The organism is Modicisalibacter ilicicola DSM 19980, assembly GCF_900128925.1.
Lineage (GTDB): Bacteria > Pseudomonadota > Gammaproteobacteria > Pseudomonadales > Halomonadaceae > Modicisalibacter > Modicisalibacter ilicicola.
This window is the reverse complement of record NZ_FQUJ01000007.1, coordinates 130,384-149,093: the sequence shown is the minus strand read 5'-3', so window position 1 is coordinate 149,093 and position 18,710 is coordinate 130,384. Positions and strand designations below refer to the sequence as shown.

The 18,710-nt window shown below is 62.8% G+C and carries 16 protein-coding genes; 11 read left to right on the top strand and 5 right to left on the bottom strand.

The features are described 5' to 3' along the window. Position 1: 1 nt before the first annotated feature. Positions 2-1,201, bottom strand: a complete 1,200-nt coding sequence (locus BUA41_RS09595; protein ID WP_072822168.1) for a saccharopine dehydrogenase family protein — start codon at positions 1,199-1,201, stop codon at positions 2-4. A gap of 265 nt (positions 1,202-1,466) precedes the next feature. On the opposite strand from BUA41_RS09595, the gene BUA41_RS09590 reads away from it, so the two are divergent. Next, positions 1,467-3,887: a DNA polymerase II gene (locus tag BUA41_RS09590; RefSeq protein WP_072822166.1), complete on the top strand. Its 2,421-nt coding sequence runs from the start codon at positions 1,467-1,469 to the stop codon at positions 3,885-3,887. A gap of 11 nt (positions 3,888-3,898) precedes the next feature. Here the strand turns inward: BUA41_RS09590 and BUA41_RS09585 are convergent, their stop codons facing one another. Both BUA41_RS09585 and BUA41_RS09580 read right to left on the bottom strand, forming a co-directional pair. Then, on the bottom strand, positions 3,899-4,312 hold the full coding sequence (locus BUA41_RS09585; RefSeq protein ID WP_072822164.1) for an NUDIX hydrolase: 414 nt from the start codon (positions 4,310-4,312) through the stop codon (positions 3,899-3,901). Between the two features lies 1 nt (position 4,313). Beyond that, entirely contained in the window at positions 4,314-4,934 is a 621-nt protein-coding gene (locus BUA41_RS09580) for a rhomboid family intramembrane serine protease (RefSeq protein WP_084671374.1), read from the bottom strand. 155 nt (positions 4,935-5,089) lie between these two features. Here BUA41_RS09580 and BUA41_RS09575 point away from each other — a divergent pair, with 155 nt between their 5' ends. Further along, complete coding sequence (locus BUA41_RS09575) at positions 5,090-5,395, top strand: hypothetical protein (RefSeq protein ID WP_245791891.1); 306 nt, start codon at positions 5,090-5,092, stop codon at positions 5,393-5,395. A 103-nt stretch (positions 5,396-5,498) separates the two neighbouring features. Next, the gene (locus tag BUA41_RS09570; protein WP_072822159.1) at positions 5,499-5,777 is read left to right on the top strand and encodes a peptidylprolyl isomerase; all 279 of its coding nucleotides are present in this window, start codon (positions 5,499-5,501) and stop codon (positions 5,775-5,777) included. Positions 5,778-5,856: 79 nt separating this feature from the next. Here the strand turns inward: BUA41_RS09570 and BUA41_RS09565 are convergent, their stop codons facing one another. Further along, complete coding sequence (locus BUA41_RS09565; RefSeq protein ID WP_072822157.1) at positions 5,857-7,605, bottom strand: methyl-accepting chemotaxis protein; 1,749 nt, start codon at positions 7,603-7,605, stop codon at positions 5,857-5,859. Between the two features lie 229 nt (positions 7,606-7,834). On the opposite strand from BUA41_RS09565, the gene BUA41_RS09560 reads away from it, so the two are divergent. The 4 genes from BUA41_RS09560 (at position 7,835) to BUA41_RS09545 (ending at position 11,653) form a co-directional block, all read left to right on the top strand. Next, the gene (locus tag BUA41_RS09560; RefSeq protein WP_072822155.1) at positions 7,835-9,304 is read left to right on the top strand and encodes a phospholipase D-like domain-containing protein; all 1,470 of its coding nucleotides are present in this window, start codon (positions 7,835-7,837) and stop codon (positions 9,302-9,304) included. Between the two features lie 287 nt (positions 9,305-9,591). Continuing rightward, a complete protein-coding gene (locus tag BUA41_RS09555) occupies positions 9,592-10,068 on the top strand; it encodes a tellurite resistance TerB family protein (RefSeq protein WP_072822315.1) in 477 nt (158 codons plus the stop codon). After that, on the top strand, positions 10,065-10,994 hold the full coding sequence (locus BUA41_RS09550) for an aldo/keto reductase (RefSeq protein WP_072822153.1): 930 nt from the start codon (positions 10,065-10,067) through the stop codon (positions 10,992-10,994). The genes BUA41_RS09555 and BUA41_RS09550 overlap by 4 nt, the downstream gene beginning before the upstream one ends. A gap of 20 nt (positions 10,995-11,014) precedes the next feature. Further along, on the top strand, positions 11,015-11,653 hold the full coding sequence (locus BUA41_RS09545) for a DUF6064 family protein (protein ID WP_072822151.1): 639 nt from the start codon (positions 11,015-11,017) through the stop codon (positions 11,651-11,653). A 15-nt stretch (positions 11,654-11,668) separates the two neighbouring features. Here the strand turns inward: BUA41_RS09545 and BUA41_RS09540 are convergent, their stop codons facing one another. Next, entirely contained in the window at positions 11,669-12,565 is an 897-nt protein-coding gene (locus BUA41_RS09540) for a YihY/virulence factor BrkB family protein (protein ID WP_072822149.1), read from the bottom strand. 216 nt (positions 12,566-12,781) lie between these two features. Here BUA41_RS09540 and BUA41_RS09535 point away from each other — a divergent pair, with 216 nt between their 5' ends. The 4 genes from BUA41_RS09535 (at position 12,782) to BUA41_RS09515 (ending at position 18,696) form a co-directional block, all read left to right on the top strand. Continuing rightward, entirely contained in the window at positions 12,782-14,515 is a 1,734-nt protein-coding gene (locus BUA41_RS09535) for a bifunctional diguanylate cyclase/phosphodiesterase (RefSeq protein ID WP_072822147.1), read from the top strand. Between the two features lie 82 nt (positions 14,516-14,597). Continuing rightward, a complete protein-coding gene (corA, locus tag BUA41_RS09530) occupies positions 14,598-15,563 on the top strand; it encodes a magnesium/cobalt transporter CorA (RefSeq protein ID WP_072822145.1) in 966 nt (321 codons plus the stop codon). A 221-nt stretch (positions 15,564-15,784) separates the two neighbouring features. After that, complete coding sequence (locus BUA41_RS09520; RefSeq protein ID WP_139249096.1) at positions 15,785-17,368, top strand: coiled-coil domain-containing protein; 1,584 nt, start codon at positions 15,785-15,787, stop codon at positions 17,366-17,368. 140 nt (positions 17,369-17,508) lie between these two features. Next, positions 17,509-18,696, top strand: coding sequence for a M24 family metallopeptidase (locus BUA41_RS09515; RefSeq protein WP_072822138.1), 1,188 nt, complete (start codon positions 17,509-17,511; stop codon positions 18,694-18,696). The last annotated feature ends 14 nt before the right edge of the window (positions 18,697-18,710 follow it).

Here is an 18,710-nt window from a genome sequence, read left to right as displayed (position 1 = left end):
ATCAGGCCAGCGGGTCGGAGTCGGGGTCGAGCTCGACCATCTGCCACGGCAGGCCCATGTCGCCGATGCGTGCCATGAACGGGTCGGGGTCGAGCTGCTCGACGTTGAATACGCCTTCCCCCTTCCAGATGCCCTCGAGCATCAGCATGGCGCCGGTCACGGCGGGCACGCCGGTGGTGTAGGAGATCGCCTGGGACTTGACCTCCCGGTAGCTCGCCTCGTGGTCGCAGATGTTATAGATGTGCACCTTGCGCCGCTTGCCGTCCTTGATGCCGTCGAGGATCACGCCGATATTGGTCTTTCCCTTGGTGCGCGGGCCGAGCGACGCCGGATCGGGCAGTACCGACTTGAGAAACTGCAGCGGAGAGATCTTGCAGCCCTCGACCTCGATCGGCTCGATGCGGGTCATGCCGACGTTTTCCAGCACCTTCAAGTGGGTGATGTACTTCTCGGAGAAGGTCATCCAGAAGCGGATGCGCTCCAGTCCCTTGATGTTCTGGCTGAGAGATTCGAGCTCCTCGTGGTAGAGCAGGTAGAGGTCCTTCTCGCCGATGCCGTCGAAGTCGAACTTGCGCTTCTCGGCCAGGGGGGCGGTCTCCTTCCACTCGCCCTTCTCCCAGTAGCGGCCATTCGCGGTGATCTCGCGAATGTTGATCTCCGGGTTGAAGTTGGTGGCAAACGGGTAGCCGTGGTCGCCGCCGTTGGCGTCCAGGATGTCGATGCGGTGGATCTCGTCGAACAGGTTCTTCTGGCCGTAGGCGCAGTAGATGTTGGTCATGCCGGGATCGAAGCCGCAGCCCAGGGTCGCCATGTTGCCTGCGTGGGCATAGCGCTCCTGAAAGGCCCACTGCTCCTTGTACTCGAACTTGGCCTCGTCCGGGTGCTCGTAGTTGGCGGTGTCCAGGTAGGGCACACCGGTGCGCAGGCAGGCTTCCATGATGGCCAGGTCCTGATAGGGCAGGGCCACGTGGATCAGCACATCCGGCTTGAACGATTCGATCAGTGCCACCAGCGCCTCGATGTCGTCGGCATCGACCTGTGCCGTCTGGATGGGACGGTCCAGTTGGCCTGCAATCGCCTTGCACTTCGCTTCGTTGCGACTGGCCAGGCAGATCTCGCTGAACACCTCGGGGTGCTGCGCGCACTTGTGAGTCACGACACCACCGACGCCGCCGGCGCCAATAATCAGAACTTTGCTCATGGGTTCGCTTCCAGATCGGGAAAGTTCACAGTGGTAGGGTCTTATCGGTCGTGGCGCGCTCCGCACCCCGGCCCGATGCCACCCCGGTCCTGGTCTCGCGTCCGCCCTGCGAGGCGAACGCGAGGGCGCAGATAATGGCCTCGACCGAGGCCGGTCTCAAGTATTTTTCATCGCGAGAGTGTCACGTCACTGATGCCAACCCTAGCACAGGGGATTCCCCTTGGCCCGACACGATCCATGCTTGCGCTCTCGCGCGTGAGACAACATGCGCCACACCCGGTACCATGCCTCCAAATCCTCTCATCGATCTTCCACCGTGGAGCAACAAGGCTTCGTTCTCACCCGCCATTGGCAGGACACGCCTGCGGGCACCGAGGTGTCGTTCTGGCTGGCCACCGATGCCGGCCCTCGCTACGTGCGTTTGCCGGCTCAGCCGTCGGTAGCGTTCATTCCCGTGGAGCAACGCCCCCGGGCCGAGCGAGTGCTGAGCGGCGAGGCAGGCGTCGAACTGCGCACCCTCGAGCTTCGCGATTTTCATCAGCGCCCGGTGCTGGGGCTCTACTGCCATCATCATCGCCAGTTGATGAGCCTCGAGCGACGCCTGAAGGAGGCGGGCGTCGATGTTTACGAGGCCGATATCCGCCCGCCGGAGCGCTATCTGATGGAGCGCTTCATTACTGCCCCGGTGCGGTTTGCCGGCAAGGCGACGGCGGACGACTCGCTGGACGAGGCGCATCTCAAGCCCGCGCCGGAGTATCGCCCGCGTCTCAGGCTGGCCTCACTGGATATCGAGACCAGTGAGCGGGGTGAGCTTTATTCCATCGCGCTGGAGGGCTGCGGCGAGCGGCAAGTCTATATGCTCGGACCGGCCAAAGGGCAGGATGAAGCCGCTGCTTCCATCGACTTCTCTCTCCATTATTGTGAAAGCCGCGAGGCGCTGCTCGAGTGTCTCAACGCCTGGGTGGCACGACACGATCCGGATGCGATCATCGGCTGGAACGTCGTGCAGTTCGATCTGCGCATTCTACAGCGGCACGCCGAGCGCCTCGGTGTGCCGCTGCTGCTGGGGCGTGGCGGCACGCCGATGGAGTGGCGTGCCCATGGCAACCAGCCCAATCACTTTTTCGCTGGTGCCCCCGGACGGTTGATCGTCGATGGTATCGAGGCGCTGCGCTCGGCGACCTGGAGCTTTGCGTCGTTCAGCCTGGAAAACGTCGCCCAGGCACTGCTGGGGGAGGGCAAGGCGATCGACAATCCCTACCAGCGCATGGAGGACATCAACCGCATGTTCGCCGAGGACAAACCGGCGCTGGCCCGTTACAACCTCAAGGACTGTGAACTGGTCACGCGCATCTTCGCGCATACCAAACTGATCGACTTCCTGCTCGAGCGCGCCACCGTGACCGGCCTGCCTGCGGATCGCAGCGGTGGCTCGGTGGCAGCCTTCTCGCATCTCTATCTGCCGCGCATGCATCGGCTGGGCTTCGTTGCCCCCAACCTGGGCGACGGGCACGGTGAGGCCAGCCCCGGCGGCTACGTGATGGATTCGCGCCCCGGCCTTTACGACTCGGTGCTGGTGCTGGACTTCAAGAGTCTGTACCCCTCGATCATCCGCACCTTCCTGATCGACCCGGTGGGGCTGATCGAGGGCCTGCGCGAGCCCGATGACATCCATTCGGTGCCGGGGTTCATCGGGGCGCGTTTCTCGCGCACGCGCCACGCACTGCCCGACATGGTGGCGCGGGTGTGGCAGGGCCGTGAGGCCGCCAGGCGCGAGGGCAATGCGCCGCTCGTCCAGGCGCTGAAGATCATCATGAACTCCTTCTACGGCGTGCTGGGCGCCAGGGGGTGTCGCTTCTTCGACCCGCGCCTGGCATCGTCGATCACCCTGCGCGGTCACGCGATCATGAACCGTACCCGGGCGCTGATCGAGGCCGAGGGCCATACCGTCATCTATGGGGACACCGACTCCACCTTCGTCTGGTTGGGCAGTGCCCAGGCGGAGGACGAGGCGGCGCGAATCGGCCGGCATCTTGTCGAGCGAGTGAATACCTGGTGGCGCGAGCACCTGCGCAAGGAATACGACCTGGAGAGTGCCCTGGAACTGCAGTTCGAGACCCACTTCCGACGCTTCTTGATGCCGACCATCCGTGGCGCGGAGGCGGGCAGCAAGAAACGCTATGCCGGACTGGTACGCGAGGCGGATGGCAGCGACCGAGTGGCCTTCAAGGGGCTGGAGACGGTGCGTGCCGACTGGTCGCCGCTGGCCAAGGTCTTTCAGCAGGAGCTCTATCGGCGCATCTTCGTGGGTGAGCCTTACCGTGACTACCTGCGTGACTACGTCAGCCGAACGCTGGCCGGCGAATTCGACGAGCGGCTGGTCTATCGCAAGCGCCTGCGCCGCAAGCTTGACGATTACCAACGCAACGTACCGCCTCACGTGCGGGCGGCGCGTCTCGCCGACGAGCATAACACCCAGCGCGGCCGGCCGCGCCAGTACCAGAATGGCGGCTGGATCAGCTACGTGATCACCGTCGCCGGGCCAGAGCCGTTGGAAGCGCGCCGCTCGGCCATCGACTACCAGCACTACCTCACGCGTCAGCTGCAACCGGTGGCCGATGCCATCCTGCCGTTCGTCGGCGATGACTTCGAGACGCTGATCGATCGCCAGCTGGGGCTATTTTGATGCGCGCATTGCTAGTCGGTCGCCAGGCGCGCGATCCTCGCCACGTTGTCGCTCATGGCAAGCTTTCCATCCCCGACATCCTCCAGCGGGATCCACGCCGCTTCCATGGCATCGTCCGCGGCCCTCGGCGTGCCTGAGACATAGTCGCAGATCACCGCGTTGAGGATGAAGTGATGTACCACCTGGTCATCATCGTCTGCCTTGATGATATCGAGCGTGGTCAGATGCTCCCGCGCCGTGGCCATGACGCCGGTTTCCTCGCGAAGCTCGCGCACCGCGCATTCGAAGACGCTTTCCCCCCACTCGATGCGCCCGCCCGGGTAGCCCCAGCGCCCTGCATCCGGCTCGTTTCTGCGCCTCACCAGCAGGACGCGCTGTTCCTGGATCACGACGGCGAGGGCGGCGGGGATCGGTGTCCTGTTCATGCTAGAGGCCCACTTGCTGAAGGAATAGCGGCAATGCTCTAGGGTCCAGCAATACGGTCACGAGCACGCCGCCGATGGCACCGCCCAGGTGCGCCTCGTGGGCCAGGCCGCCGACCTGATTCGGGTCTCGACCTTGCATCGCATAGAGCGAAATCGCCACGAAGCCGATGGCGAACACGATGGCGGGAATCGGGATGGCGAAGAAGAGATAGAGCATTCTGAATGGTTCGTAGAGGCAGAAGGCAAACAGCACGCCGGTGATGGCGCCGGAAGCCCCTACCGCGGAATAGCGTCTGCTGCGACGATGGATGACCAGCGACAGGCCATGGGCCGCCAGTTCCGAGCCGAAATAGAGGATCAGATAGCCGATCGGGCCTAGGGTGAGCTCGAGCCAAGGACCGAAGAAGTACAGCGTGAGCATGTTGACCAGCAGGTGTGCACCGTTGACATGCACGAAACCGGCGGTCACCAGTCGGTAGATCTCGCCGTGGCGCAGGATGCGCTCGGGCCGGAAGGCCAGCGTATTGATGAGCTGGGGGCGGCTTCGCAGGACAAGGACACTGACGACGACATTGACGACCAGCAGCGCCAGGGTGATCGGCGTCTGGGTGAGGTCCAGCATGGGCGGGGCTCCGCGAACATGGATCGATGGCATCATGGTGTCAGATTGTGGGGGCGGGGTCTTGTCCGTATGTTGAAGGCTTGTCTTTCGAGTGCTTGATCATGCGGGGGTCGCTTATGCATTTGCGCCACACAAGAGGGGTTATCGGCATACTGGTGATCGCACTGGTTGCCTGTGCGGACGACAAGCCTGCCGACGTGTCGCTATCGGTATTGGCAACTCGGCAAGCGGCATACTCGGGCAAGCAAGTCGACACCCGAGGAGTGGTGCGCACTTTCGAGACGCCGCGTCATTACTGGATCGAGGATGATGACCTGAATCGGGTCGAGGTACTCCCGGCCGAACGCATCGCGCCCTATCTCGGCGAGCGGGTGCGGGTCGGCGGTCGGTTTCATTATGCGCCGAGTGAAGGGCGCAGGCTGGAAGTGGAGCGTATCGAGGTGATCGACGGGACTCGCTGATCTCGTCGCGCGACGGCTTCCGCAAACACTTGCCAGCACACCGTCACGCCGTCAGGATGCGTGGTCGGCACTCTTTCACTCCACTAGCAAGAGGTAATTGACGATGTCCCAAGCAAGCGCGCGCCATATCCTGGTCGATAGCGAAGCGAAGTGCGAGGAACTCAAGGCCGAAATCGAAAACGGTCGCGATTTTGCCGAGGTGGCGAAGCAGCATTCCACCTGCCCCTCGGGTCGCAGCGGCGGCGACCTGGGCACCTTCGGCCCGGGTCAGATGGTGCCGGAATTCGACAAGGTGGTGTTCAACGGCGACCTGAATACCGTGCATGGCCCGGTCAAGACCCAGTTCGGCTATCATCTGCTGGAAGTGACCAGCCGCTCGTGACCCGTGTGTCGGCATGAGTCAAGACGCCTGGCCGAGTGGCCAGGCGTCTTGCGATCACGCACCTGCTGTTGCACTTATCCTAGAAGTCTTCCCACTCCTCGACCTCCTCGACCACGGCGCGCTTGACCGGCGCCCTGGTGGTCGGGCGTGCCTGGGGCTTCGGGTCCGGCGTCGATGCCTTTTGATGCGCGATCCCATCGTCGCCCAGCACGAAGGAGTTGATCAGGTCGTTGAGACGCTGGGCGTGCTGGCGCATGTTGGCGGCGGCGGTCGATGACTGCTGGACCATGGCCGCGTTCTGCTGGGTCATGCTGTCCATCTCCATCACCGCCGTGTTGACCTGGCCGATGCCGCTGCTCTGTTCCTTGGCGCCGGCGCTGATCTCGCCGATCACGTCGGTGACCCGGGCCACGCTCTTGACGATCTCCTGCATGGTCTGGCCGGCGTTGCGCACCAGCGCGGCACCGGATTTGGTGTGCGAGGCCGAGGTGTCGATCAGGGTGCGAATCTCGCCGGAGGCGTCGCTGGAGCGGCTGGCCAGGGTGCGCACCTCCTGGGCGACCACGGCGAAGCCACGGCCATGCTCGCCGGCCCGGGCGGCTTCCACCGAGGCGTTGAGCGCCAGGATGTTGGTCTGGAAGGCGATGGCATCGATCATGGTGATGATCTCGCCGATCTTGTCCGCCGAGGTGCTGATGTCCGTCATGGTGCGCTCGACCTGGGTCATGACGGTTTCGCCCTGACGCGCCACGTTGGCGGTGGACTGCACCAGCTGGTTGGCTTGCTGGGCCGACTCGGCGCTGTGATTGACCGTGGAGGTGATCTCCTCCATGGAGGCCGAAGTCTCCTGGAGGTTGGCGGCGGCCTGCTCGGTACGCGAGGCCAGCTCCTCGCTGCCCTGGGCGATGTCGTTCGCGGCCTGGTTGACGCTGTAGGTGCTGACGCGCACCTCCTTCAGGGTCTCCTGCATGCGCTCGACGAAGGCATTGAACTGGGTGGCCAGTTCGCCGATCTCGTCACGGCTTTCCACGGCGAGGCGGCGTGTCAGATCGCCCTTGCCCTCGGCGATATCCTGCATGGCGGCTGCGGTGCGGCGAATCGGCCGCACGGTACGGCGTACCAGCCAGTAGGCAATGGCCGTGGCCCCGGCGAACATTGCAGCGCCAAGAAGGATACCCGTGAGAATGGACTGCTGAAGATCGCTGGCCGCGGCAGCCTCGATCTCTTTCATGGCGGCGTCGATGTCGGTGATGTAGACACCGGTGCCCAGCATCCAGCCCCACTTTTCGATACCGGCGGCGTAGGAATACTTCGGCTCGACATTGCCGTCGCTGGGGTGAGGCCAGAAATATTGGTAATAGCCACCACCTTTTTTGGCGGCCTCGATCATGCCTCGTACCAAGTAGTTGCCTTTCTTGTCCTGGAAGTCGAGCATGTCGGTACCTTCTCGCTCCTGCGATAGTGGCAGTACCAGGTTCGTGCCCTGATAGTCGTAGGCGAAGATGTAGTTGCCATTGTCGAACCTTATGTCGCGCAGGATGGCCTTGGCGCGTTCCTTGGCCTCCAGGTCATTGGGGCCAGCATTGGCGGCGATCGAGGCGATCGATGACTTGGCGGTCTCGACGATATTCTTCACGGCATTCTTGCGCGCCTCGATCAACAGCTCGCGCTGATCGGCCAGGGTGGCACGGTTATCCTGAACACGGTTGTAACCAGCAACCGATACCAGGACCAGGGTCACCATCAGCAGAGGTACCAGGGCTAGCAACAGCATCTTGCCCTGCAGGCTGGGTTGAAGGATTCGGCGAGGTCGATGGGGTGATGACATGAGGGAGTCTTCCTGAGCTGTAGTTGGGTGTTGCACCCTCTTTCCTCGGCTAAATTTAACTAAACTTTAGGCACAATCGGGTCCTTTGGATTCATAAACGCTGATGCCTTGCGCTTTGTCGCCATTTGGCGACGAGCCATGGCTTTCTTTATTTCTGCATCCTGATGTCTGTCGGATCGTTATACTGGGGAACGATGGGCAAAATAAGCGGTAATGACGGGAGAAGGTGGTGAAGGGGGTCAAGAATTCAACCGGACAGGAAGAGGCCGGGACACGATGGTTTCGATCGTTGTTGCTGTTGGTGGTCGTCGCCTACCTGGGCATGGCGCTTTACCAGGCCTTCAAGCCGTTGCCGGAGGGGATCAACATGGCGACGCCACTGCGCCCGGTGGAGAACGTCGCTTTCCTGGGCGATGCCACCTATCTCGACAAGTGGGGCCAGCGCCGCTCGGAGCAGGTGATCTTCGACGAGATACTGCGGCTGATCGGCCAGGCCAACCGCCTGGTCGTGCTCGACATGTTCCTGTTCAACGACTTCGCCGGCGAATCGACGGACGACCACCGAGCGCTTTCCTCCGAACTCACCAGGGCCCTGACGCAGCGCAAGGATCAGATGCCGGGGCTCGAGGCGGTACTGATCACCGATCCGCTCAATACGTTGTACGGCGCCCTGGAGCCCGATCACCTGCAGGCGCTGCGCGCGGCGGGGGTGAAGATCGTCATGACGGACCTGACACGCCTGCGGGCTTCCAACCCGTTCTGGTCGGGATTCTGGTATTGGTGTTGCAGCTGGCTCGGCAACAGCGAAGAGGGCGGTTGGCTACCGAACCCCCTTGGTCAGGGCGAGGTGACCTTGCGCAGCTATCTGCAACTGCTCAACTTCAATGCCAACCATCGCAAGACGCTGGTGGTGGATTCCGGGGAGAGCTGGACAGGGCTGGTGACCTCGGCGAATCCTCACGATGCCAGCAGCGCCCACGACAATGTGGCGCTGCGCTTTCAGGGGCCGGCCGCCATCGATCTGCTCAAGACCGAGCGGGCCGTGGTCAGGATGTCCGGTGGGCGCATCGATTTCGATACTCCGGTCATCGAGCAGCCGGTCAGCAGCGACGGCTTGCGCCTGCAAGTGCTGACGGAATCGAGGATACGCAACGCCCTGCGCATCGCCATCGACAGTGCCGAGCTCGGCGATCGCATCGACATCGCAGTGTTCTATTTCTCTCACCGGCAGTTGCTCGAATCGGTCATCTCGGCCCACGAGCGCGGCGTGCGCGTGCGGGTGCTGCTGGATCCCAACCGGGATGCCTTCGGTCTCGAGAAGAACGGGATACCCAACCGCCAGGCGGCGACGGGCCTGCACCGGGCGGGGGTGCCCGTGCGCTGGTGTGCGACCACGGGCGAACAGTGCCACAGCAAGCTGTTGCTGAAACGCTCGCTCAGCGGCGATGCCGCCCTGATCCTGGGCTCGGCGAACTTCACGCGACGCAATCTCGACAACCTCAATCTGGAGACCAGCGTGCGCCTGAAAGGCAGTACCCAGACGCCGGCCATTACCGATGCTGCCCGATATTTCCTGCGCTACTGGCGCAACAGCCAGGGGCGGCTGTACAGCTTGCCCTATTCGATCTACGCCGATCCCTCGCCCGGCCGTTATTGGCTCTATCGCGTCATGGAGGCCACCGGCCTGTCGACCTTCTGAGCCAGAAGGCGGGTACCGAATGGCGTAATGGGCGAGAAGGGGCTTAACTGTCAGGGCACGCTCATATTACAAGGACTGCTCTATGAGAAATATCATCTATATCGTCGGCCTGATCGTCATTGTGTTGTTCATCCTCAGCTTTCTAGGACTACGCTGACACCTGAAATCGTCACCAGGCGCAAATTCGGCACGTCCTGATAAGTGCCGGTTTGCGCCCGAGGCGAACCTTCCCTGGCGACCGGGTCTAAAGCGGTGGAAAGAAATGCTTCATGGCCCAGGGAGCTCTCATGCTGAATACCCTCCAACAATTCTTCAATCGTGCGCTTGCCATGCCCGAGCAGGCGCAGGATCGTCGGATGACGCTCGAATTGGCCACGGCGGCGCTGCTCTGCGAAATCGTTCGTGCCGATTACCACCAGGACCCCCGAGAACTAGAAATTCTGCGCACCATGCTGCAGGAGCGCTTTGCCCTGGGTCGGGGCGCCGTGGAAGAGTTGATGCAACTGGCCGACGAAGAGGCCGAGCAGGCGGTGGACCATTTCCAGTTCGTGCGCCTGATCAACGATCACTATGGCTACGACGACAAGGTCGCCCTGGTCGAGCTGATGTGGCAGCTCGCCTATTCCGACGATGAGCTGGCCGCCTACGAGGAGCATCGCATTCGCAAGCTGGCGGATCTGCTGTTCGTGCGCCACGGCGATTTCATACGAACCAAGCTTCGCGTGCAGCAGGCACGCGATGGAAGCGATGGAGAGGGGGCGTGAGCCGAAGTCACGCGGTCTTGAGCCGGCGCGCCTTTCTCGGTGCCCTGGCCTGTGTCGGCGGCGCTGCGGCCCTGGGTATCTCGCCGGCCTGGGGAGCGTCACCCCATACGAAGCCCATACCCGCCAGTGGCGAGCAGTTGCCGGTGATCGGCATGGGTACCTGGATCACCTTCAATGTCGGGGAACTCGAGAGTCTGCGTAACCAGCGTGCCGAGATACTCAGCGTGTTCTTCCGCCGTGGTGGTCGAATCATCGACTCCTCGCCGATGTATGGCACCGCCGAGGAGGTGGTCGGCCACTGCCTGGAACGGCTCGACGAGCCCGAGGACATGTTCGCGGCCACCAAGGTCTGGACGCGGCTGGGCGGCGGCGGCCGGGAGCAGATGGCCACTTCACGCAAGCTCTGGGGAGTGAACAACTTCGAGTTGATGCAGGTGCACAACCTGGTCGAATGGCGCACGCACCTGCGCACCCTGCGCGACGAGAAGGAGCGTGGTCGCGTGCGCTACATCGGGGTGACCACCTCCCACGGCCGACGCCACGAGGAACTGGAGGCCATCATGCGCCACGAGCCTATCGACTTCGTGCAGCTGACCTACAACATTCTCGACCGCGAAGCGGAGGCTCGTCTGTTGCCGCTGGCCGCCGAGCGAGGCATCGCGGTGATCGCCAACCGTCCCTTTCGCCAGAAGCGCCTGATCCGGCGTTTCCAGGGTCAGCCGTTGCCTGGCTGGACCGGGGAGATCGACTGCGCGAACTGGCCGCAGTTTCTGCTCAAGTTCATCGTTTCGCGACCCGAGGTGACCTGTACCATCCCCGCCACGTCCCAGGTCGAGCACATGCACGAGAACATGGGCGCCCTCTATGGCCGCTTGCCCGATCCCGCGATGCGCGAACGGATGGTGCGCTACGTCGAAGGTCTCTAGTCCCGCTCGAGCTTGCCGCCATGCTGCCTTATTCCACCGAAGTGCTGTTCGCGCTGTTCGCCGAGTTCAACCGCACGGCCTGGCCGGTGGCGGTGACCTTCCAGGTTCTGGCCCTGGCGGCCCTTATTCTGGTGGCCTATCGGCCAGGCCAGCGTGCCAGCGCCCGAGCACTCAGTGCCCTGCTGGCCGCCGCCTGGGCCTGGGTAGGCATTGCCTTTCACTGGTGGCACTTTGCACCATTCAACTTTGCCGCGCCGTGGTATGGCGTCGCCTTTCTGGGGCAGGCGCTGCTGTTCGCCTGGGCCGTTTTACGAAGGGAGCTGCGTTACCGTTGGCGATCGGCTGGCGTCGGCTGGATCGGTCAGGCGCTACTGTTATACGCGCTGGTGGGGTATCCACTGGTGGATTGGCTGCTTGGTCACGATTGGCAGAGTCTGCGTCTGTTCGCCATGGCGCCGGGGCCCACCATGCTCTTCACGATGGGGGCGCTGCTGCTCGTGCAAGGCCGAACGCCTTATCATCTGCTGGTCATCCCCGTGCTCTGGGGCGTCGTTGGCGGTGTCCTGGCCTGGCGTTCGGGCCTGCCCCAGGATGCGATACTGCCGGTCGCGAGCCTGCTCGGGCTGGGGCTGGTCGTAGCGAGGAATCGCCGGACCTGACACCCCCGTGCCGCGCTACGGTGCGGTGTGCCAGGGCACCCTGGCGCGTGCGCTGCGCTCGAGCTCGGCGATGACCTGGGCGCCCAACAACAGGATGACCGCGCCTATCTCTAGACTCAGCAGGACGACGATGATGGTCGCCAAGGAGCCGTAAACCGCGTTGACGAAGGAGATGTTGGCGAAGTAGTAGACCAGGATGAACCGGGTGATTTCCCAGAGCAGGGCGGCAACGAAACCTCCGATGAGGGCGCGCTTGGGGGCTATGCGGACCACGGGCATGATCTTGTAGATGGCGCTGAACAGACCGAACATGCCGACGAAGCTGAACAGGTTGAGTATCAACTTGGACACCAGCGCGGAGTGCAGTTCGAAACCGAAGAACAGGAGAATCAGTTCGTTGAAGGCATTGCCGATCGCCACCATCAGGGTGAGTGCCAGCAGTCCAGCGCCCAGCATCAGCATGAAGGCATAGGGGAGCAGGGCCGAGACCCAGAAGCGGCGTTTCGTCGATAGGTTCGGCTGGTGAAAGATCAGGGAAATCGAATCCTCGATCATGCGAAAGGCGAACGAGCTGAAAAAAAGCAGGATCAACGTACCCACGATACCCACCACATCCCGCGAGTCGAGCAAGGTGCGCACCGCATCGAGCAAGATATCGGCGTGGGCCGGCGCCAGGTGCCCCGCTTGTATGGTGATGATGCCCAGCAGGCGCTGTTCATCGACGATATGGGTCAATAGAACGCTCATGACGGCAAACAACGGAATGGTAGAGAGCAGCACGTTGTAGCCGACACCCCCGGCGAGCAGCAGGCCGCGGTTCTTGAAGAAGGCGTCGAGCACGCGAAAGGAAAAGCGATAGAGCTGGGGGAGCAACACCTTCAAGTGCTCCAGCCCTCGTTCTCGTCTACCCATGTGCCTCCCTGATGGTGTCGCTTTCTCGTGTGCCTGGCGCCCAGATAAGCATAGCCACTACCCAAGGCACCCACCCAATCCCAAGGGACCGCAGAGCAGAAAAACTTTGTTCGTGCATTAAAGTTCTGTCGCGGGGCGGTCGTTATAGGTGTACGGAGCGCAAGCACATTACAAGACAGATGGAACTGTCACAGCCCCTTATATCGGTACACTGCAATGACCGCCATTCCTGTTGGCTACAACCCCATGCTGGTCACTCTCTCCTATGGCATCGCCATCGCGGCGTCACTGGTCGGCCTTTATCTGGCGGGACGCGTGCGTTTCGGTCAGGGGCTCGTCAAGCCGGTCTGGCTGATCGGCGGTGCCTTCTTCACGGTGCTGAGCGCCCTGATCATCGGCGTGTCGATCGCCGGTCTGTATCATGCCGCGATCACGCTGAACCTGCCCGAGCAGGACCTGGCCCTGGCGTCTGGTTCCTTGTCGCCGGAGCGTCTGGCCCTGATGATCGCCCTGCTGGCCATCGGGCTCGTGCTGACCACGCTGCTGATGACGATCTACGATGCCCACTTCGCTTCTCGCAACGGGCACCTTGCCACCTCCCTGAAAAAGGCCAACAGGGAGTTGAAATCGATGGTTTCCCGGGACCAGTTGACCAAGCTGCCCAACCGGCTGTTGCTCGAGGAGCGACTCGAGGGGCTGTTGGTAAAGTCCAATGCCCGCAAGACCCAACGTGAATTCGCCGTCTTCTGCGTCGATCTGGATCGTTTCAAGGCGATCAACGATTCGTTGGGGCATCATGTCGGCGACGAGCTGATCAAGAAGGTTGCCGCACGGCTGCAGGTGGCGATACGGGAAACCGACATGGTCGCTCGGGTCGGTGGTGACGAGTTCATGATCGTGACCGAGGAGAACACCGGGCGCATCGAGAGCGTGAAAGTCGCCCAGCGCATCGCCAGCTCGTTGAGCAAGGGCTTCCAGATCGGCGACAACGTCGTGCGCATCACGACCAGCATCGGCATCAGCCTCTACCCGGCCCATGGTGAGGACAAGCACGCCCTGATGACCCACGCCGATGCTGCCATGAACCACGCCAAGGAGTCGGGGCGCAACAATGTCCAGTTCTTCGAACCCGGCATGACGCTTGCCGCGGCCAAATGCTCGCGCCTGGAAAACCGCTTGCGGGCGGCCATCGAAAGCGATGGGCTGTCCCTGTTCTACCAGCCCAAGGTCAGCGTGTTCAGCGGCGATATCGTCGGGGTAGAGGCCTTGTTGCGATGGTACGACGAGGAGCTGGGCAACGTGCCACCGGACGAGATCATTCCCATTGCCGAGGACACGGGACTGATCCTGCCGATCGGCGAATGGGTGTTGAGGACCGCCTGCCGCCAGTCCCAGGCCTGGCAGGCGCAGGGCTACCCCTTGCTGATGATGGCCGTCAACCTGTCCGCCATTCAGCTCAACAACAAGAACTTCGTTCAGGTGGTCAAGCGTGTGCTGGAGGAGACGCAGTTTCCTCCGGAGTATCTCGAGCTGGAGCTCACGGAAAGCGCCATCATGCAGAACCCCGATCGGGCCTCGATGATCCTGCGGCGCCTTCGCGAGCTGGGCATCGCGCTTTCCATCGACGACTTCGGCACCGGCTACTCCAACCTGGCCCAGCTCAAGCGCTTCCCGATCGACCGCCTCAAGATCGATCGCTCCTTCACCTCCGGGGTGATGACCGACGTCCAGGATGCTGCCATCTTCAGGGCCGTGGTCGCCATGGCGCACAGTCTCAACCTGGAGATCGTCGCCGAGGGGGTCGAGACCCTGGAGCAGCTGGCGTTCGTCCGCGATCTGAAAGGCCAGCAGTACCAGGGCTACCTGTGCAGCAAGGCACTCTCGCCCGAGGACTTCCAGGTGTTCCTGGACAGCCGCGTCAGGACCGAGGTCGAGCCCAGCCAGACCTAGCCTCATTTCGCCACGCCTTCTACCTTTTCCGCTGCATCGGCCACAATGACGAGTGCACGCATCGCAAAGGAGAATGGCAGCCATGATCGTCAACTGCGTGGCTTACCAGGAAGGCCGCAAGCTGGGTGACATCAAGACGACCGACATCGCCGACTACGTGAATCAGCCCGACTGCTTCGTGTGGGTGGCGCTGTGTGATCCCGAGCCCGAGGAGTTCGAGAGCTTCCGCGAGGTCTTTTCCCTGCACGAGCTGGCCGTCGAGGATGCCCTGCACGGCCAGCAACGACCCAAGGTGGAGGAGTACGGTGCCGCGCTCTTCGCCTTCATGCGCCTTCTCGAGGTGAAGGGCGATGAAATCTGCGAGGGCGAGGTGGCGGTCTTCGCGGGCCCGGACTACGTCCTCTCCGTACGCAATCACACCCGACAAGGATTCCACGACGTGCGTGCGCGCTGCGAACGGGAGCCGCACCTGCTCAAGCAGGGCCCCTCCTTCGTGCTCTATGCCCTGATGGATGCCATCGTCGATCGTTACTTTCCGGTCATCGATGCCCTGGAGGCCGAGCTGGAAGTCGTCGAGGAGCAGATCTTCGTCAAGGAAGCCGCCCGCTCCAACATCGAGCGGCTCTATCAGCTCAAGCGCAAGGCAATGATTGTGAAACACGCCGTGACACCGCTTGCCGAGGCCACGGTGCATCTCTTCGGCGGACGCGTTCCGGCATTGTGTGCCAATACCCAGGAGTACTTCCGCGACGTCTACGATCACCTTCACCGTATCGAGATGTCGGTGGATACCATTCGGGAAACCATCATCACCGCCATCCAGGTCAATTTGTCGATCGTGGCCATCGACGAGGGTGAGGTACACAAGGCATTGGCGGCCTGGGCTGCCATCTTCGCCGTGGCCACGGTGCTCGCCGGCATCTGGGGCATGAACTTCGAGCACATGCCGGAACTCGATTGGCGTCTTGGCTACCCCGTGGCGCTGGGCATGATGGGGGCGGCCTGCGGGGGGCTCTACTACCGATTCCGCAAGGCCGGCTGGCTGTAGCACGTCATGCCGCCTCCACTCCTGCTTGCATGATAGGGTGTCAGAACGAGCATGATGGGGCGATGAGTGAAATCACACCCGGTAGCCGAGCGCAAGAAAGGCGTTCACTGTATGCTCGGTAAGGCAACTATGCTTGTAGTCGGGTCCTGTCTGCGAAGTGCCTGCGCTCGCCATTTTGCAGCCAGACCCCAGTACGCCATAGAACAAGGGAGAAGCGACACATGGCAGACTCGTCGAACAAGAGTGGCAACAACACGGACAAGCCTGGAAAGACCACCAAGGAGCCTGAAAAGGACGTCCAGGGATCCAAGGCTGACGCCGGCTCCGGCAAGACCGAAGCAGGGAAAAGCGCCAGCACATCGAGCAGTGGCGGTTCCACTACCGAGAAAGGTTCCAGCACACCGAGCCCCAGTTCAGAGAAAGGCTCCAGCACATCGGGTACTGCGGGCTCCGGTTCAGAGAAGGGCTCCACCACATCGGGCAATGCGGGCTCCGGTTCAGAGAAAGGCTCCGGCACACCGGGCAGTACCGGCTCGGCTACCGAGAAGATGGCGGCTGCCACAGACAGAGGCTCCAGCGGCTCGGGCAGCTCCACGGGTGGGGCCGGGGGCGGCTCGGGCAGTGGCAAGGGGGGATCCGGCAGCAACGGCAGCCCCTTCAAGGACAACCGGGTGCGCGCCGTCGTCATCGTCGCCGTGCTCGCCGTGATCATCGCCATCTTCATCGCCTCCAACGCCAGTAGCCAGAAAGAGGAGTGGAACAACCTGCGCCAGGCGTTCGAGGACAGGATCGCCACCCTGGAAAGCAACAACGACGCCCTGCGTGAAAGGAACGAAGAGTTCGAACAGGCCTATGCCAATGTCGAGGAGGCCGAGAGCGAACGGCAGTCGCTGGAGGGTGAGATCAGCGAGGCGCAGCAGCGGCTCTCCCAGGTACAGTCGAATGTCGACCAGGCCGAACAGCAGGCTGCCCAGAAGGAGCAGCAGCTTCAGCAGACCAATACCCAGCTTGAATCGCTGCAGGGGCAGGTCGATCAGGCGCAGGCCAAGCTCGACGACCTCAATCAGCAGCGTCAGTCGGCCCAGGAGGAGCTGACTTCCGCCCGGTCGGAACTACAGACGGTCCAGGAGCAGATCGCCGAGGCGGAAGGCCGCCGTGCCGAGCTCGAGGAAAAGATCGGCAACCGTACCGAGCGGCTCGAGAGCCTGAGCGAGCAGGTCGACGAGCGTGAGTCGGAGCTTGCCGATCTCGAGGGGCAGAGCGCCACCGCCAAGGAAAACCTGCAGCAGGTCCAGCAGTCGCTGTCCGAGGCCCAGAAGCGTCAGGAAACCCTGACCTCGAACGTCGAAGCCGCCCAGTCGCGTCTTGATGAGCTGCAGTCCCAGGTCCAGACCCGCACCCAGCGGTTGAACGAGTTGCAGGACCTGATCGCCAACGTGCGGCAGCAACTGTCGCGCATCGAGCAGATGCAAGCTTCTTTGGCCGAACTGTCTCAGAGTGTCGAGTCGGCTCAGCAAAAGGCCCAGGGCAACGGTCAGCAAGACGACCAGCAGGGCGGCCAAGGCCAAGGTGGCAAGCAGGACGACCAGCAGAGCGGCCAAGGCCAAGGTGGCAAGCAGGACGACCAGCAGGGCGGCCAAGGCCAAGGTGGCAAGCAGGACGCCGGTCAGGACTCCCGGAAGCAGTCACAGCAACAAGGCCAGGAAGAGCAGCCCGAGCAGTCACAAGGGCAGCAGCAGGGCAAGGAGGAGCAGCAGAAGGAGGGGCAATCCGCCGAAGAGCAGTCCCAGCAAGAGGCCGGTTGACCCCATCGGAGTCGGCCACTCCCGGCCAGCAATGCAACCGACCGCCTTCGTCCTGGGCGGTCGGTTTTTTTGTGCGCGGCAACGCCCAGCCGCTACAGTAAGGCCGATGCTTGCCCATGGACGCCTGGAGAGGATGCGAAATGGACCACAACGACTATCGACTCACGCTTCGCCAGCACATGGCCGGTGCGGAATGCCCTTTTCCCGAGGCAGAATTCCAGCGCCGGCGCAACGCCGTGCTCGCGGCCATGCAGGCCAGGGGGCTGGATGCACTGCTGCTCACGTCGCCGGCCGATATCTTCTATCTCACCGGCTACAGCACCTTCGAGGTCTCGGTGCATACGGCCCTGGTGTTCTCCGAGCGTCATCTGGTGCTTCAGGTGCCTTCCATCGAAACCGGCCCAGCGGTGGCCTGTACGCATGTCGAGGACATCCGGGGGTATCGTTGGGAGAATGTCGACGAGATTCTCGATCCGCTGACGGATGCCTTGCAGGACATGGGTGCCACCGTCGGGGTGGACGCCTGGCATGGCTCACTGCGTCATGGCGTCATGAGCGGCTTGGCGTCGCGCCTGCCCAAGCATCGCTTCGTCGACGCCGCCGGCATCCTCCAGGGGGTGCGCATCGTCAAATCCGCGGCGGAGCTCGACTGCCTGGCCGAAAGTGCCCGGATCACCGGGCTGGGCATCGAGGCCTCGGCCAAGGCCGTGCGGGCCGGGATCACCGACAGCGAGATCGCCGGCATCGGCGCGCAGGCACTGCACGGCGCCGGCAGCGAATTCATGAGCATGCAGCCGATCGTGGTCGCCGGGGCGCGCAGTGCCGTGATTCATCTCAACCATCAGCGCCGGCCGATCGCCGAGGGCGAGCCGGTGTTTCTCGAATTCGGCTCCGCCTGGCAACGCTATACCGCACCGATGATGCGCACCGTGGTGGCCGGCAAGCCCACGCCGCGCATGCAGGAGGTGTTCGATACCTGTCGCCGCATCTTCGATGCCATGCTCGGAGAAATGCGCCCGGACAAGGATTTTGACGCCGCTGCCCGGGTCGCCGAACAGGCCCTGGCACCGCTGGCCGCGGAGGTGTTTCACTCGGGGGTGTTCGGGTATGCGGTGGGCGCCCAGTTTCCACCCTCCTGGGTCGAGGGTTCGGGATTCATCGCCCGGGGGCAGCAGCGCCGATTCGAGGAGAATATGGTCTTTCACCTGCCGCTTTGCCTGCGCATCCCGGGGGCGTGGGGCATCGGTTGCAGCGACACCGTGCGCGTGACCGAGAACGGAGGGGTGCCGCTGACCGACAACCCCTGGACCCTGACCGCCGACGCCTGAAGAAGTTGACCGGG